At 67.1% G+C, this 16,112-nt stretch carries 11 protein-coding genes; 8 read left to right on the forward strand and 3 right to left on the reverse strand.

The annotated features are described in order from the left end of the window. The first annotated feature begins 413 nt into the window (after positions 1–413). Together EJ913_RS17235 and EJ913_RS17240 are read left to right on the forward strand one after the other, a co-directional pair. Positions 414–956 (forward strand): hypothetical protein, encoded by a 543-nt coding sequence (locus EJ913_RS17235; protein ID WP_127000068.1) that lies wholly within the window; start codon positions 414–416, stop codon positions 954–956. Between the two features lie 125 nt (positions 957–1,081). Then, a complete protein-coding gene (locus tag EJ913_RS17240) occupies positions 1,082–1,507 on the forward strand; it encodes a hypothetical protein (protein WP_127000070.1) in 426 nt (141 codons plus the stop codon). 27 nt (positions 1,508–1,534) lie between these two features. On the opposite strand, the gene EJ913_RS17245 is transcribed toward EJ913_RS17240, so the two are convergent. Then, positions 1,535–2,608: an alpha-1,2-fucosyltransferase gene (locus tag EJ913_RS17245; RefSeq protein ID WP_127000072.1), complete on the reverse strand. Its 1,074-nt coding sequence runs from the start codon at positions 2,606–2,608 to the stop codon at positions 1,535–1,537. A gap of 206 nt (positions 2,609–2,814) precedes the next feature. Between EJ913_RS17245 and EJ913_RS17250 the strand changes: the two genes are divergently transcribed. Both EJ913_RS17250 and EJ913_RS17255 read left to right on the forward strand, forming a co-directional pair. After that, on the forward strand, positions 2,815–5,328 hold the full coding sequence (locus tag EJ913_RS17250) for a class I SAM-dependent methyltransferase (protein ID WP_127000074.1): 2,514 nt from the start codon (positions 2,815–2,817) through the stop codon (positions 5,326–5,328). Between the two features lie 263 nt (positions 5,329–5,591). Beyond that, a complete protein-coding gene (locus EJ913_RS17255) occupies positions 5,592–8,585 on the forward strand; it encodes a glycosyltransferase family protein (protein ID WP_127000075.1) in 2,994 nt (997 codons plus the stop codon). A gap of 115 nt (positions 8,586–8,700) precedes the next feature. Here EJ913_RS17255 and EJ913_RS17260 read toward each other — a convergent pair whose 3' ends face one another. Both EJ913_RS17260 and EJ913_RS17265 read right to left on the reverse strand, forming a co-directional pair. Further along, positions 8,701–10,656, reverse strand: a complete 1,956-nt coding sequence (locus EJ913_RS17260) for an O-linked N-acetylglucosamine transferase, SPINDLY family protein (protein WP_127000077.1) — start codon at positions 10,654–10,656, stop codon at positions 8,701–8,703. Between the two features lie 66 nt (positions 10,657–10,722). Continuing rightward, positions 10,723–11,712: a GDP-L-fucose synthase family protein gene (locus EJ913_RS17265; protein ID WP_420797535.1), complete on the reverse strand. Its 990-nt coding sequence runs from the start codon at positions 11,710–11,712 to the stop codon at positions 10,723–10,725. Between the two features lie 251 nt (positions 11,713–11,963). On the opposite strand from EJ913_RS17265, the gene EJ913_RS17270 reads away from it, so the two are divergent. From EJ913_RS17270 to EJ913_RS17285, 4 genes are all read left to right on the forward strand, one after another. After that, positions 11,964–13,058, forward strand: coding sequence for a DUF5672 family protein (locus EJ913_RS17270; protein ID WP_127000081.1), 1,095 nt, complete (start codon positions 11,964–11,966; stop codon positions 13,056–13,058). 75 nt (positions 13,059–13,133) lie between these two features. Then, positions 13,134–13,847 (forward strand): cytidylyltransferase domain-containing protein, encoded by a 714-nt coding sequence (locus EJ913_RS17275; protein ID WP_127000083.1) that lies wholly within the window; start codon positions 13,134–13,136, stop codon positions 13,845–13,847. Beyond that, positions 13,844–14,821 carry a hypothetical protein gene (locus EJ913_RS17280; protein WP_127000085.1) on the forward strand — a complete coding sequence of 326 codons (978 nt, stop codon included), beginning with the start codon at positions 13,844–13,846 and terminating at the stop codon, positions 14,819–14,821. Before EJ913_RS17275 ends, EJ913_RS17280 begins: the two co-directional genes overlap by 4 nt. 289 nt (positions 14,822–15,110) lie before the next feature. Continuing rightward, complete coding sequence (locus EJ913_RS17285; protein ID WP_127000087.1) at positions 15,111–16,073, forward strand: hypothetical protein; 963 nt, start codon at positions 15,111–15,113, stop codon at positions 16,071–16,073. The last annotated feature ends 39 nt before the right edge of the window (positions 16,074–16,112 follow it).

Genomic DNA, 16,112 nt, shown 5'->3' on the forward strand with positions numbered 1-16,112 from the left:
GGGGGCCAATTGACGGATGCGCCGCAGAGTAAGGCGCATCAAAGGGATTAGGGAAGGGATTTCACGATATGAAGGCACCGTATTAAATGGTATCATGATAACATTTAATGATTATAAATGCTTGTGCTGGCTGTTCGCCAAAAGACCCATGGAATGCTATGCCCCTGCAAACGAGCGCGATTGTTCGTTACCAAGCAGGAGATCGGCAGAATATTTCCATATCATGAAATATGGGAATGTTAAGAAGTCCTGCGCTTTCCTCCTTCCGGGCGGCCGCAGTGGAAAAGGGCTGGCCGTCGGCATGGCAATCACCGTATCTTGATGATTGCGGTGGCAAAGTGATTCGGCACGATTTTCGCCGCTTGTCGCTTCGCAGTGGTTGAGAGACACAAACCGTCAGGAACAATCGCCCCATGACCAAGCTCGTTGTCCGGCAGGGGCCTCTCAGCACCAAGATGTATTGTGCCATCGGCATGGTCGCGGTGTCTTGGGCGCATCTGGAAGAGGTCATATCTTTCTGCCTGTCCCGGCTCCTGGGGGTCGAGCATGTGGAGTTCCTCACCATCAGCGCCAACATGCAGGTCAAGGCGCGGCTCGATTCCATCAAGGCGCTCGCCGGGCAGAAGCTGTCGAACCAAGCCGCCGCACAGACCATCGAACTCTGCGAGCAGGCGATCCAGCTCAGCAAGGAGCGCAACCGCATCCTACACGGCTCCTGGCTCCAGGGGGAGACGCCGGACGTCGGGATCCGCCTGAACTACCGGGCTTATGGCCGCGTCACCTACGACAGCCCGGAGATGACGGCCAAGGAGATCGCCATCGTCGCCAGCTCGATGAACGAGGTCGGCACACGGATGATGCTCAACCTCCAGCAGCTCGGCCTGTACGATCCCAGGACGCCGATGAAAGCCCCCGCCCCGGCGGCTGCCGAACCCCCGGTCTCCGCCGCTTCCTGATCCTGACGGCCGGCGCCCGCGGGGCACTGCCAAGCCGGCAGGCCGTGCGCGGTTCGACTTCCGCGCCACGGTATGGCAGGGTCCGCCCCTTCCGGGGTCCGTCCCCCTTCCCAAGGTTCGCAACGATGCCGGCTGCCCTCCAGAAACCCCGGACGCTCATCAACGTGGAGATGGACGAACGGACCGTCCTGTTTCCGGACGGGAAATTCCTATCTCACATCTCCGTGTTCGAAGAGGATGGGCGGGTGCGGCTGGAGGCCGTGTTCCTGTTCAACGAATCCCGTCAGCCGGCGGACATCGCCACGCTCGATGTCGAGGACGCCCGCGAACTGGCGCGCGCGGTGATGGACGGCGTGTTTCAGGGCCGCACCCAGCATGTCCTGTCCGATGCCGCGAAGGTCGCCCTGATCTTCAATCCGAACGGCTTCATCCTGCGTTTTGGCGAAGGGGCGGCGCTGCGCGAGCTGTTCATCGCCTCGCCCGCCATCATCCGGCTCGCCCAAGGGCTGCTGCGGATGGTCGACCGGCTCTCGGCCGCTCCGGCCCATTGACGGTGCCGGCCGGCTGCCGGTCCTGCGTTACAGGAGGACCGGGGCGTCCCACGGATCGAAGGGAACGAGCGCCCCTCGGGCCGGATCGGGGCGGACGAAACCGCCGCACCGGTCGTTCAGCATCGCTGCGGTGAAGGAAAAGCTGCTGTTGGACACCGCCAGCCGGTGCGCCCGCGTCAGCACCAGGAAATCGGTCAGGAACTCCGCGCCCGGCGGCGGCGGAACCAGATCGGGCTCGGTGAGCGGGGCGAAGTCGGCGAAGCCGGCCGCCGTGGCCGGATCGTCGCTGGCGACGTAGAGGCGGGGACGGTCGAGGGTGGGCCAGAGCGCCGCCAGCCAATCCCGGTACCAGCCGTCCGGCGGGATCCAATGCCCGTCGCTGACGAAGTCGCCGCGCCGCAGGTGGATGGCGACCAGTTCCCCCCCCACCTCGTCCAGGCGGGCCTGCAAGGCGGCGGCGGCAGCGGCGACCGGGCCGTGCCAGCGGAAGAGGTCGCGGAAGCGGTCGCGGTGGCGCGCCCAGCGCCCGGTGGGTCCGCAGAAATAGCCCCAGAAATCGGCGTCGCGATGGATGTCGCCGCTCTCGCCGGTCAGCGAGGCGACCAAATCCGCCTCGTCCTCGCGCACTCCGCGCAACCCGGAACCGGGCAGGGGATCGTCGAAACCGAACAGATCCCGGCCGATCCAGTCCGGGGCTTCGACCCGCAGGCCGTGCGTCTCGCCGTAGAGCCGCAGGAAGCCGTATTGGAGGAGCTGGTTGCCGAAGCGCCCGTTCGCGCCCAGGCTCGTCATGGCGACGCGCCCGGTCATGGCGTCCGGCGCCTTCGGTGCCGGCGGCGGACCGATCGCCCGCCGGATCCGCAGCAGCGACCGCCGCGTGGCCGGAAGAGCCAAGCCGGGCGTCAGTCTCGTCATCCGGCCGTAGAGGGTGATCGCCTCGTCCCATGCGCCCCTGCGCTCGCAGAGCTGGGCGCGATGCAGCAGGACCGGGGCGTGGCAAGGAACCAGCGCCAGGACGCAGCGGTACAGCCGGTCCGCCTGCTCCACCTGTCCCGCCCGATGCGCATCGAGCGCGCGCTGCACCACATCGTCGAGGGTCATGATCTGGGTTCGTCACGCATCGCCGCCGAAAGCGCATGAGTATAAGGCGGTGGGGCGTGCCGCCACTGGAATCCGCGCGGAAACTCCCAGGCCCGCGCCCGCGCAAGCGAGCGCCGGGGTCTGTGGCGACGCGCTTGCAACCCCGGGACGGATCGGGGACAAGGGAGGCTTCGCGTCGGTGTTTCGTTCCGCAGGTGGTACTCCCCATGACGATCGGCCCCCAGGATGTTCGGCCCGCCCTCGACCATTGCCGTGCCGGGCGTCCGGACGAGGCCGAACGGCTGTATCGCGACCTCCTGTCCCAAGGTGCCTTCACCGTCGACGCCATGGCGCCGCTCGCGGAACTGGCCCGTGTCCTGGGGTTGGCCGAGGATGCCGCCGCGTGGTCGGGCCGCGCCGTTCGGCTGACTCCCGACCGGAGCGAGGCCTGGACCGAGCGTGGGCTGGCGCTGCTCGCCGGCCCACGGGCGCAGGATGCCCTGACCGCCAGCCGCCGCGCGGTGGCGTTGGCGCCGCGCTCGGCCCCGGCGCTGCGCGCCCTGGCGGTTGGCCGGTTGCGGCTGAACCAGCCCCAGGAGGCCGGGGAGGCCTGCGCCGAGGCCCTGGCGGTTCAGCCCGGCTATCCCGAGGCGTTCGCCACGCTGGCGCTGGTCCGCATGGTGGAGGGCCGGGCGGATGACGCCGATGCGCTGTTCCGGCGGGCGACCGACGGCAACCCGACCCTGGCCGACGCCTTCGGCAACCACGCCGCCCTGCTCGCCCGGCTGGGCCGGGAGACCGAGGCGCTGGAGAGGGCCGAGCGCGCCATCACCCTGCGTCCCCGGCTGGCTTCGGCCCATCACTTGCTCGGCACGCTGCACCGCCGGGCCGGGCGGCGCGACCGCGCGGAACTCCACTTCACGGCGGCCGCCGCCGACCCGCGCCATCTCGATGCCCGGCTGGCCTTGATCGCCCTGCGCTGCGAGGAGGGGTGTGCCGACGATGCCGTACCGCTGGGGCTGGAGGCGCTTGCCATCGCGCCGGCCGACGCCGACACACCTTTCCAGATCGGGACCCTGTTCCTGCGCCATGGCCGGCGCGACCTGGCCGTCCCCTATCTGCGCCGCGCCGTCCGGCTGTCGCCCGGAACATCCCGTTTCTGGACGGGCTTCGCGCTTGCCCTGCGCGGGGTCCGCGTCGCCGGAGCCGACGCCGAATGGCGCGCGGATCTGACGTCGGCCTTCGCCCAGCCCGGCGTCGATCCCGCCGATCTGGTGAGCGTCGTCTCCGGCGTCGTGATGGCGGAGCCGGCGGTGGCCCGGCTGGCCGAGGTCGCCGGCGATCCCGCGGCTTTGGAGGCGCTGCTGTGTTCCGGCGGGCTGACCCCGCTGGCCGGCGACACGTTGCTGCACGCCCTGCTGTCGGGCGCCGTTGCCGCCGATGCCGGAATGGAGCGGATCGTCACCGCCCTGCGCCGCGCGCTGCTGGGGGTGACCGCCGGGCCGGAGCAGCCGCTCGACCTGTCCTCCTGGGGGCATCCCTGGCTGACGCTGTGCGCGCGGCTCGCGCATCAGGGATTTCTCGGTGAATACGCCCTGGCCGAAAGCCCGGCAGAGACCGCGGCGGTTACCCGGCTGGAAGACGGGATACGGCAGCGGCTCGACCGGGGGGAGGCGGTACCGAACCATTGGATCGCCCTTTTCGGCGCCTACCGTCCGCTCCACCATCTGCCGGCGCTTTTGGCGGAGCGGTCCTGGCCGGACGAGATCGCGCGGCTTTTGGAACTCCAGGTGACGGAACCGCTGGACGAGGCGCGGCTGGCCGCGGAGTTGCCGGCCCTGACCCCCATCCGCGACGGCGTTTCCATCCTGGTGCGCGGGCAGTACGAGGAGAACCCTTACCCGCGCTGGACCGCCACCGGGCTGCGCGACACGCCGCTCAGCCTGTCGCGCACCCTGCGCACCCTGTTTCCGCAGGCTCCGGTCCCAGACCGTGCATGGCCCGAGCCGGAGGTGCTGGTGGCCGGCTGCGGCACCGGGCGGGAGGCGATCTGGGCCGCCCGGCACATCGAGGGGGCAAGGGTGCTGGCCGTCGACCTCAGCCGGCGCAGCCTGTCCTACGGCGCCCGGCAGAGCCGGCGGCTGGGCGTGGGGAACGTCGCCTTCGCGCAGGCCGATCTGCTGGAGCTCGGCGGGATGGGGCGGCGTTTCGACCTCGTCCACAGCGTCGGCGTGCTGCACCACATGAGGGATCCGCTGGCAGGCTTGCGCGTGCTGACCGGGCTGCTGGCGCCGGGGGGCGTGATGAAGCTGGGCCTCTACAGCGCCATCGCCCGGCGCCCGATCCAGGCGGTGCGCGATTTCGCCGCGGCGCGCGGTCATGGCGCGACGCCCGAGGGGATCCGGCGGCTGCGGCAGGACATCCTCGCGCTGCCCGCCGACGACCCGGTCCGCTCCGTCGCCTCCTCACCCGATTTCTTCACGGTCAGCGCCTGCCGCGACCTGATTCTGCACGTCCACGAGACCCAGGCGACCCTGCCCTGGCTGCAACAGGCGCTGGACGGGCTGGGGCTGGTGCTGCTTGGGTTCGAGTTCGAGGATCCGGCGGTCCATTCCCTCTACCGCCGCCGCTTTCCGGACGATCCGGCGATGACCTCCTTTGCCGCCTGGGGCCAGTTGGAGGAGGAGTTCCCGGCCCTGTTCGGCCAGCTCTACCAGTTCTGGGTGACGGGACGGGAATGAAGGCGGATTGGCGGCACGGGGTCCGCGGGAGATGTGACGTGCGAGCAGCCACGCCCGCAAAATAATAAAACATAAAGTAAAAAAATTAAAGTAAATCATGATTTAAAATCATAAAATAACGTTTACCGTCCCGGCGCCGGCGATCCCGCCCGGCGGCTCCGCCAAGCCGTAGGCAAAGTTTCAGTCTTTCGACTAAAGTGCGGCGCCTTGCGCGCCCTGCGCAGCAACCCTCGCCCGCCACCCCGCCTTCGCCGGAGATTTGCATGCAGCCGCCGACCCTGGACAGTCTGCCCAATCCGCAGGTCCTGTTCTGCGGACTGGCGAGTCCCGACCATTACCCGCGTCCGCTGTTTTCGCAGCGGGAGATTTTCTGCGGCCCCGATTGCCAGACCGCCACCGACGGCGACGGCTTCGTCACCATCGCGACGCCGCCGGGCGACTTCGACATGGCGGCGCTGGTCGCCCGCCTGCCGGCGCATCAGAAGCCGGAGTTGATCGTCGTCAAGGCCGACGCCACCCGGCGCAACCTGGCCCGCAACCTCGACCGCATCCCCTGCTCGAAGCTGCTCCTGGTCGGCGACACCCATCACTTCACGGCGCCGGTCCAGACCCTGATCCAATACGCCACCGCTGAGACCTTCGACGCCATCGTCGTCGACCACACGCGCCATCACGCCCATTTCTTCGTCGAGGCCGGCTTCGACCGCGTGTACTGGATCCCGGCGCTCGACTACGCGCTGCGACGCCGCGACATCCCGCCCGCGCCGACCCATGCGCTGACCTTCGTCGGGCAGATCGGCGCCTTCCACCCCTACCGCCGCCATGTCCTGACCGAGGTGCTGCGCGCCGGCCTGCCCCTGCAGACCCTGCGGGGAACGCCGGAGGAGACGGCCGACCTCTACGCCGCCTCGGCCATCACGTTGAACTGCAGCCTGAACGGCGACCTGAACCTGCGGGTGTTCGAGGCGCTGGGCAGCGGCGGGTTCCTGATCACCGACGCGCTGTCGCCGGACTCCGGGCTGGAGCGGCTGTTCGTTCCCGGCCGCCACCTCGTCACCTACCGCTCGCCGGGCGAGCTGGTCGAGACCATCCGCCACTACCTCGATCATCCCGACGAGGCGCGCGCGATCCGCGCCGCCGGGCAGCGGCATCTGCTGGACACCCAGGGGCCGATGGTCAAGCGCGTCCAGTTCTACAGCCTGCTCGGCGGCGGGCCGGTCGACCCGACGCTGGTGGTGACGGCGCGTCCGGCTCCGGTCGCGCTGCCGGGACGGGGGCACGCCTTCCGCCATCGGGTGGCTGCCTACGAGGCCGTCCAGCACCTCCACCTGCGCGCGACCCGCCTGTCGGTTCTGGTCGAGCCGGGCGATCCGCTTGGGATCGCGGCGGCCGTCGCCGACCTGCCGCGCGTCGCGACCGTCGAGCAAGGCTCGACGGAGGTGGCCGGGCCGGCGCTTCCCCCGCCCGAGGGTGGCGAGGCCATCCGGGAGGAGCGGGTCGCCGTTCTGCCCTGGGGGAAAGGAGCGGGAGGCATCAAGGAGAGCATCGACCAGTGGCTGTCGGCAACCGCCGTGGGTTTCGTCATCGCCGGGGGGCAAGGGTGGAGCGAGCGGACCGCCGCCGCCGCGGGGTTGGCTGAATGGGGTTTCGTCCCGGTGGAGGGGACGCCCGGTCTGCACCGCTGCGCCGACCGCATGCGCTTCGTCGAGACCTCGGTGCGGCTGGCGCCGGCGGCGACCGCCCGCGGCCGGGTGGCGGCCTTGCTGGAGACCGTCGCCACCCCGGACCAAGCGATGATGGCGGCCCGGTTGGCGCAGACGCTTGGCGACGGAGTGTTGATGGAACGCTGTGTCCACCGCTGCATCGCGCTCGACCGGCACCATGACGATGGACTTCGGGTGCTGGCGGCCTTGGCCGAGGCCTCCGGACGGTTCGGCGACGCCTACATCCTGACCAGCGAACGGCGGCGCGCACGGGGTGGGCGGGGCGGGGCTCTGCCGGGCGCCCCCGATGCCGACCGGCTGGCCCGGCAGGCGGCGGACGATCCCCGCATCGCCCGGTACCGGGCCCTGACCACCCTCGCCCCCATTCCGGCCGGAACCGGGCGTCGCGTCCTGGTCGTCACCAATCTGTTCCCGCCCCAGGAGTTGGGCGGCTATGGCCGGAAGCTGTGGGAATTCTCGGCGGAACTGCTGCGCCGGGGGCACGACGTCCGCATCCTGACCGCCGATGTGCCGGAACTTGCCCGTCCCGGCGTCGCCGGGACCGAGGATCTGGAGAAGCGGGTGGAACGCGGGCTCGGCCTGTACGGCTATTGGCGGGATGGCCGGGCTTTCAACCATGAGGACACCGGGCGCTGCGTCGCCATCGTCCGGGAGAACGCTGTCCGGATCCTGGAGGCCGCCCGCCGCCACCGCAGCGAGGTCTGCATGGTCGGGAACCTCGATCTGGTCGGCCACCAGTTCCTGACCGCGCTGACCGCGCAGGGCATCCCCGTGGTGCATTGTCTGGGCAACCAGCATCCCGGCTATGGCTTGGAGGACGCGCCGCGCTCGCCGCTCTACCGGCCGGGGCCGGCCAGCCATTGGGTGGAGGGGCGGCTGAAGGAAAACGGCTTCGGCTTCAAGGAGACCTCGGTTCTCTATCCCGGCGCCCGGGTCGATTACTTCTACCGGCCGATCATGCCGGCACAGGACCGGCTGCGCATCGCCTTCGCCAGCCTCTACGTGGTCTACAAAGGACCCCAGATCCTGTTGAACGCGCTGAATCGTCTGCACCATGCCGGCGTCGACTTCGACTGCGTCATGGCCGGAGAGGCGCCGGACGCCGATTTCCTAGAGCGGTCGCAAGCCTTCTGCGCGAAGAACGGGTTGTCCGGCAAGGTCCGCTTCCAGGGCTTCCTCGACCGGCAGGGGATGGCCGACCTGTTTGCCCGGACCAACGTGCTGGTCTTTCCCAGCCTCTTCCAGGAGCCGTTCGGCATTTCCCAGGTCGAGGCGATGGCCGCCGGGCTGACCGTCGTCACCAGCGCCACCGGGGGCAGCGGCGAGATCGTCCGCGACGGCGTCGACGGCCTGCATTTCGCGTCCGAGGATCATGAGGATCTGGCGGCAAAGCTGCGTGGTCTGGTCGAGGACCCTGCCCGGTGGGCGCGTTTGGCCCAAGCCGGGCGCGAACGGGCCTTTGGCTTTGCCGTGGGCCGCAGCGTGGACCGCATCGAGACCGTCTTCAACGAACTGCTGCTCCGCCGGGCCTAGGAGCATCGCGAAGAAAGGACATAAAAACATATCATGATTTTATGTCCTTTCTTCGTCCTTCGCTTTCCTGTTCACAGCCCGTCCGCGGATCCTGCCGGTCCGAAGGCTCGCCGGCTCAGTTCGGGCGGTTCGTCCAGACCCGCCACATCTCCCGGAAGGCGCGTTCCATGGCCAGGGTGAAGCCCTTGTAATCGGTCAGCGGCGCCGCCTCCAGGCGGTTGCGCATCCCGGAACGCAAATCCACCAGCCGGCGCGGGTCCCCGGCCAGGGCGAGCGCCCTGGCGATGTAGTCGGCTTCGTCGGTGGCGATCAGCTCGCCCAGTCCGCAGTTGGTCAGAAGGCTGGCGCCGACCCGCGCGACATGGCCGCGCCCGGCCAGCGTCAGCACTGGAACCCCCATCCACAAGGCTTCGCAGGTGGTGGTGGTGCCGTTGTAGGGGAAGGGATCCAGCCCGACGTCGATCCGGTCGTAGGCCCGCAGATGGCCGTCGGCGGCCGGGATCCGGGCCAGCAGGGTCAACCGGTCCTCGGCGATGCCATGGGCGGCGAACAGGGCGACGTAGCGCTTGCGGGTCTCGTCGTCGCCCATCTGCCGGCTTTTCAGCAGTAGGCGGGAGGAGGGCACCCGCTTCAGGATCTCGGCCCAGACCCGCACCACGTCCGGAGTCACCTTGGAGGTGTTGTTGAAGGAGCCGAAGGTGACGAAGCCGTTCTCCAGAACCGGCGGGCGCGGCTGGGCGCCGACGTCGACCGGCGGCAGGTAGCAGTGGAAGCCGTGCGGCAGCCGCACCAGGGTTTCGGCGCTGAGATGGTCATGGGCGCCCACCGGGTCGGCGACGCCGTCGGTCAGCCGGTAGTCGATGGCCTGCATGCCGGTGGTGTTGGGGTAGCCGAGCCATGTCACCTGCACGGGCGCCGGCTTGCGGGCGAACAGGGTGAGCCGGTTCTCGGCGGTGTGGCCGGCAAGATCGACCAGAATGTCGATGCGGTCGGCCTTGATCCGGGCGGCGGCGGCCTCGTCGCTCATCCCGACGATCGGGATCCAGTGATCGGCCATCGCCTGCAGCCGGGCCGTCACCACGTCGGAGCGCCGGGAGCAGGGATAGCAGAACACCTCGAAAGCCGTCCGGTCGTGCTCGCGGATCGCCGGCTCGGCGAAGAAACTGACCGAATGGGCGCAGAAATCCGGCGACACGTAGCCGATGCGCAGCTTGCGACCGGGATCGCGGTCGTTGGGATGGCCGCCGGTGGGCAGATGCGGCTCGGCGTGGCGCTCGGCCCAATGGCGGTGGACCCGATAGATCATCTCCAAAGGCGCCTCGGCGGTGTAGTTCAAGGCCAGCAGCAGATTGGAATGCATGATCGCGTGGGCTTGGTGGATCGCCAGCCCCTTCTGGAAGACGGTCACCGCCTCGGCGATCCGTCCCTGTTCCTTCAGGGTTTCGCCCAGATTGTTGTAGGGCTCGGCCATCTGCGGCGCGTTGCGCTGGGCGGTGACGAAGCAGTTCAGCGCCTTGGTCAGTTCAGCCCGGCTCTTGAAGACATCCCCCATGTTGCAGAGCGCCGGCGCCATGTCGGGGTTCAGCCGCAAGGCCTCGGTGTAGCTGGCCAGGGCGCCGTCCTCGTCGCCGAGGCTGCGCAGCACGTTGCCCAGGTTGAAATGGGCCTCCGTGTAATCGGGCTTCAGCTCGATGGCCCGGCGGAGCCGCGCCTGCGCTTCCTCCCAACGGCCCAGATCCATCAACAGGCAGCCGAAGTTGCTGTGAACATGGGGGTCGTTGGGCGCCTGGTCCGCCGCATGGCGGTAGCAGACGATCGCCTCCTCGTGCTCGTGGCGGGCACGCAGGATCATCGCGAGGTTGTTGTTGGCGTGGGGATGGTTCGGGATCAGCCCCAGGACCGCGCGGTAACCGGCCTCGGCCTCGGCGACGCGTCCCGCCTTGTGATGCTCCAAGGCCGTTCCAAAATCGGCGGCGGCACGCGGCGCGAAGGCTCCGGCGCTCCGGGCGGCCGCCGGTGCGGGGATACGCTTCGCCTTGCCGGCCGGCTTGTTGCGGGACGTCTTCTTCATGGCATCACCCAGTGTCGGCCCGTGCCGGAGCAGAATGCCGGCACGGAGGTATCGGCGCGGAAACGGTCAGAGCGTCTGGATGGCGGGCTGGCCGCGCAGATCGGCGCCGGCCCCCAGGCTGTCGAGGTACCAGCGGTAGGTGCTGGCGAAGCCTTCCCGCAACGGGGTGGGGGCGGTCCAGCCGAGCGCGGTCATGCGCCCGACGTCCAGCAACTTGCGCGGCGCGCCGTCGGGCTTGCCGGCGTCGTAGCGGAAGCCGCCGCGGTAGCCCACGATGTCGGCGATCAACTCGGCCAGACCGCGGATCGACACCTCGCTGCCGGTGCCGATGTTGACGTGCTGCTCGTCCGAATAATGCTTGGCGAGATGGACGAGTCCGTCGGCCAGATCGTCGGCGTAGAGGAATTCGCGCAGCGGCGATCCAGTGCCCCAGATCTCGACGCTCTCCAGCCCCTCCACCTTGGCCCGGTGGATCTTGGCCAGCAGCGCGGCGGCGACATGGCCGCCCTGGAGGTCGAAGTTGTCGCCGATGCCGTACAGGTTGGTCGGCATGGCCGACACGAAGTCGCAGCCGTGCTGGCGCCGGTAGGCTTGGCACAGCTTGATGCCGGCGATCTTGGCAATGGCGTACCACTGGTTGGTCGGCTCCAGCGGGCCGGTCAGCAGTTCGTCCTCGTTCATCGGCTGGGCGGCCAGCCGGGGGTAGATGCAGGACGACCCCAGGAAGACCAGCTTCGCCACCCCGGCCCGGTGGGCGGCGTGGATGATGTTGGTCTCGATGACCAGATTGTCGTAGAGGAAGTCGGCTGGCCGGGTGGAGTTGGCCAGGATGCCGCCGACCGTGGCGGCGGCGACGAAGGCCACGTCCGGGCGGCGGTCGGCGACCCAGGCTTCGACCGCATCCTGGCGGCGCAGATCGAGCGCGGCGCGATCGGCCGTCAGGACCTCGCAGCCTTCGCGGGCCAGCCGGCGCACGATGGCGGAGCCCGCCATGCCGCGATGCCCGGCCACCCAGATCCGCTTGCCTTCCAAAGAGAATTCCACCGACTTGCTCACCGATACCGTCCTTGCCAACCGGGAGAACGGCCGAATTCCTAGCATCTGGCAGGGACCGGGTCCAGGCATGATGATTTCGGACAAAAAACAGCGGGCTGGAGCCCAAGGTTTGACCGGGTGGGGATCGCGGGTATAAAGGCCGGATCCCTTTTCCGTTCTCTTGCCGATCGGGCCCTATGGTCTCTCCCTCGCAGGCACTTGCCATCGCCGTTCAACATCACAAGGCAGGCCGTCTCGGCGAGGCGGAGGCGGTGTATGACGCCATCTTGCGGCAAGTGCCCGGCTTCTCGGACGCGCTCTATCTGTGGGGGGTGGCGCGCGGCCAGCGAGGCGACCGGCCGATGGCGGATCTGCTCTGCCGTCAGGCGGTTGAGCAGAACGCCAAGCTGAAGCTGTTCGATACGGAATTGGGGGAGCCCATCCGCGGACGTGGCGACTTCGATCATCTGGCCCGGCTGTTCGCCGCGGACATCGCGCTGCGGCCCGGCTGCCGTCTGGTCGCCCGGACAGGAGGCACCGAAGCCGATCTGTCGCTGCGCCCGTACCTGTCGGGCGTGACCCTGTGCTGCATCGACACCTTCTATCATGACTACGCCCTGGTCGCTCTGAAGAATTGCTTGGCCCAGTGCCGCTTCGACGACGTGCTCTTCCTGACGGACCGCGATTTCGGACTGCCGACCATCCGGTCCCGGGTGATCGACCGGCTGCCGACCTCGGAGGCCTACAGCCATTTCGTCCTCAAGGAGCTGCATCGGCACATCGAAACGCCCCATGTCCTGATTGCCCAATGGGACGGTTTTGTCCTGGATGTGCGGCTGTGGTCGGAAGAGTACCGGGCCTACGATTACATCGGCGCCCGCTGGACGTTGTTCGACGATGCCATGAACGTCGGCAACGGGGGCTTCTCGTTGCGTTCGCGCCGCCTGCTGCAGGCGACGGCCGATCCGGACTTCACCCAGATTCATCCGGAAGACTACCACATGTGCCGGACCCACCGGGCCCTGTTGCAGGAGCGTTACGGCATCACCTATGCCCCCGCCGATTTGGCCGACCGTTTTTCGGTCGAGCGGATCGCTTCCGGCGACGAGGTGGCGAACCCGATCGAGACCTTCGGCTTCCACAGCCTGTTCCGCATGCACCGGGTGATCGATCCCGACCAGTTGGAGAATTTCCTGGACGATGTACCGCCTTCGACCTTGAAGGGAGGCAGCATGATCCTGCTCGGGGCCTCCTACCTGCACACTGGCCGCCCCGTCCAGGCGAGGGCCGTCGCGTCGCGCATCCTGGCGCTGGAACCGGAGCACAAGAACAAGGACGTGCTCATGCAGATCCTGGAAGCGCATTGAGGAGGGGGCGATGACTCGTGAAAAGCGGACCGCCCGGACCGCCATCGGTGTCCGCAGGCTAGGCACGGCCTCCTGATGGCGGGCGTCGGTGTCATCCTGCAGGCCCGGATGGGGTCGACCCGGTTGCCTGGCAAGGTGCTGCGGCCACTCGCCGGCGTTCCCATGCTGGGGAGGATTCTCGACCGTCTGGGGCGTTGCCGTGCCGTCGACCGGCTGGTCGTGGCCACCAGCGACCGACCGGCCGACGATGCGGTGGCGGCGTTCGTCGCCGACCGCGGCGTTGGCCTGTTCCGGGGGTCCGAGACGGATGTGCTGGACCGCTATCACCAATGCGCCGCCGCCTTCGGCTTCGACGTCGTCGTGCGCGCCACCGGCGACAACCCGTTCGTCGATCCCGAGGAAGGCGACCGTCTGATCGCCTTCTTGTTTGAACAGGGTCTCGACTACGCTTGCGCCTTTCCCGATTTCGGCAGCGGGCTTCCCGTGGGGGTCGGGCTGGAGGTCATGACGGCGGAGGCGCTGTCCCGCTCCTGGCGTCACGGATGCGACGCCAACCATCGTGAGCACGTCAACGAATACATACAGGAGCGCCCAGCCCTGTTCCGTCAGGCGGTTCCGGGCACGCCGCCCGACAAGCGGGCGCCGGGACTGCGGTTGACGGTCGACACGCCGGAAGATTTCCATCGCGCCGAAACCCTGCACGCGGCGTACGGCGCCGAGCGCGGAGAGGGCGAACCCGACACGCCCTGGCTGGTGGCGGCGGCCCGCACCCGGGGCTGGGTGTCATGATCGTCGGCTTTCTCACCGGTGGAGATCCGGTGACGGGCATGGGTCATGTCTTCCGCTGCCTGGCATTGGCGGAGTTGTTGCGGGAGACCGGCGTCCCCGTCGTCTTCGTGATGACCGGCGACGAGGTGGCGTCCGCGCTGGTGAGGGAGCGCGGGCTGGGGCCGGTGCTGCGCTGGAAGGATGACCCTCTGCCCGACGGCCGTTGGGACGCGCTGGTGGTGGATCAACTGAGCAACGATCCCGCGCTCCTCGCCACTCTGAAGAGGCGGGCCGGCCGGTTGGTCGTGCTCGACGATACCGGCCTCGGCCATTGGGTGGCCGATGTTGCGGTGAATGGGCTGTATCGTTGCCCTATCCCGCGCCCGGCCGGAAACCGGACCGTCAGCGTGGGCGGCCTTGCCTATCTTGCCATAGCTCCGGGCTTCGGCGCCCAACCTTTCGAGGTCCGCCCCACCATTGCGGCGCTCCTGCTGACCCAGGGCGGGAGCGACACGTATGGCCTGACCCCCTGCCTGTTGCAGGAATTGCGGCCTTGGCTTGCCCGCCATCCCGATGTGACGGTCCATGTCCACACCGGCCCGGCTTTCCATCATGAGGCGGCATTGACGGCGGCCTCCGCCGGGTTGCCGGTGGTCCAGCACCGGCGGCTGCCCGACATGGCCGGCTTCATGGCGGGGATGGATGTCGCCGTTGCGGCTGGCGGCGTGATGGCCTGCGAATTGGCTGCCGTCGGAGTGCCATCGGTCCTGACGACCGGCGAAGAGAAGGAATTGGAAACGACCGCCGATCTTGCCCGTCATGGTGGTGCCGTCGATCTCGGCCGTCATGGCCCCGACACCGGGCAGCGTCTGGCGGCGGCGCTGGATGATCTGAGCAGCGCCGGCCGCCGGCGGGCGTGCTCCGGAGCGGCGCGGGCGACCGTAGACGGGCAAGGCGCTCGCCGGTTGCTCGATCTGATTCTCGGACGTGGATGAAGAGGGCGCCGGTGACGGCGCAGCCGAATGATCCTATGGGAACCGTGGAGGAGTGGGGCGGAGGCTGATTGCCGGCTGGAAACTGTCGTCGATGTTTTCTCGACTGGGGCAGGGGTAATGTCACCAATGCGAGGGCCGTCTTCTGGCTTGCCGGCGGTGTGTGGCTGGAGACTGGAAGAAATTACGTCATCAAAAGCCGTGCCTTCTCCCAATTGACAGTCGTCCATCTTTTCTCTTAAATAGGTTTATTCGGTTTCTATTGAACGCAAACACAACGGCTTGATTATTCATGCAGAACGTCAACATTCCGGTTCCTGACGACGTCAACCGAATTCTGAATGATCTGACCCGGCATTTTCAGACATCGTCGGATGCGGAAACCATTCATCATGCCTTGCGGCTTTCTCAATTGGTGGCATCCTGTTCAAGCGACGGCGTGGCGCGGATGGTCAATTCCGAGAACAAGATCGTCTCGGTTCGACTGTCGGCAAACCCATATGCAAGCATACTGAGCGAAAACGCCCGTTTTCGTGACGTTCACGCCGGACAGCGCGGCTTTATTCTATGCAATGGCGAGAGCATAAAGCAACAGGATTTGACCCCGTTGCGCAATGAAACCGTCATGACAGTATCGAATGGCTATTTTCATACCGATTACGAGATTATTCGGCCCCGATATCATTGCTTGCCGCAGATTACTTATACATCGATCTGGACTCGAGAGACCACGGTGTCTTGGTTCCGTGAAATGCACGCTCAATTATTGTCTGAAGTTATTTTCCTGAGTACTTCAGAGTGTGCGCTTGTTCAAGAGGAAAAGCTGTTTCCGGGTCGTGATGTTCGTTACGTCGATATGCGTTTGGGCATGGCAATGCCAACGGATGGTGCGATTTTCGATATCACGCGTACGATCCCGTCAATCCAGTCCTCCCCAATCCTTTGCCTGATGCTCATGATGTATATGGGGTTCAAAGAGATTTATCTGATCGGCACCGATCATGATCAAATTCAGAAGGGGGTCTATAAATATCCTTTTGAACCAAGAGCGGTAAAGGATGCGGATCACAGTGTCGATGCGGCCGGTCGGCCCACCGAGTCCATGTTTGATCAAATGACCAGTATGATCAGTCTCTGGGCGCAATATCGTGTCATGAAATCTTTGGCGCATCGCAATGGTATTAAAATATACAACTCCTCCAATGGCGGTATGTTGGACGAATTTGAAAGAATATCGTTAGAATCTCTTTTCTAGTTTATTGTGGCATGATCAAGCACTTTGATAAGTTTTGCT

The organism is Azospirillum doebereinerae (assembly GCF_003989665.1).
Lineage (GTDB): Bacteria > Pseudomonadota > Alphaproteobacteria > Azospirillales > Azospirillaceae > Azospirillum > Azospirillum doebereinerae.

What these genes read in the sequence shown, in the direction of transcription:
- EJ913_RS17235 (WP_127000068.1), top strand. Translation starts at nt 414, where the DNA reads ATGACCAAGCTCGTTGTCCGGCAGGGGCCTCTCAGCACCAAGATGTAT.
- EJ913_RS17240 (WP_127000070.1), top strand. Translation starts at nt 1,082, where the DNA reads ATGCCGGCTGCCCTCCAGAAACCCCGGACGCTCATCAACGTGGAGATG.
- EJ913_RS17245 (WP_127000072.1), bottom strand. Translation starts at nt 2,608, where the DNA reads ATGACCCTCGACGATGTGGTGCAGCGCGCGCTCGATGCGCATCGGGCG.
- EJ913_RS17250 (WP_127000074.1), top strand. Translation starts at nt 2,815, where the DNA reads ATGACGATCGGCCCCCAGGATGTTCGGCCCGCCCTCGACCATTGCCGT.
- EJ913_RS17255 (WP_127000075.1), top strand. Translation starts at nt 5,592, where the DNA reads ATGCAGCCGCCGACCCTGGACAGTCTGCCCAATCCGCAGGTCCTGTTC.
- EJ913_RS17260 (WP_127000077.1), bottom strand. Translation starts at nt 10,656, where the DNA reads ATGAAGAAGACGTCCCGCAACAAGCCGGCCGGCAAGGCGAAGCGTATC.
- EJ913_RS17275 (WP_127000083.1), top strand. Translation starts at nt 13,134, where the DNA reads ATGGCGGGCGTCGGTGTCATCCTGCAGGCCCGGATGGGGTCGACCCGG.
- EJ913_RS17280 (WP_127000085.1), top strand. Translation starts at nt 13,844, where the DNA reads ATGATCGTCGGCTTTCTCACCGGTGGAGATCCGGTGACGGGCATGGGT.
- EJ913_RS17285 (WP_127000087.1), top strand. Translation starts at nt 15,111, where the DNA reads ATGCAGAACGTCAACATTCCGGTTCCTGACGACGTCAACCGAATTCTG.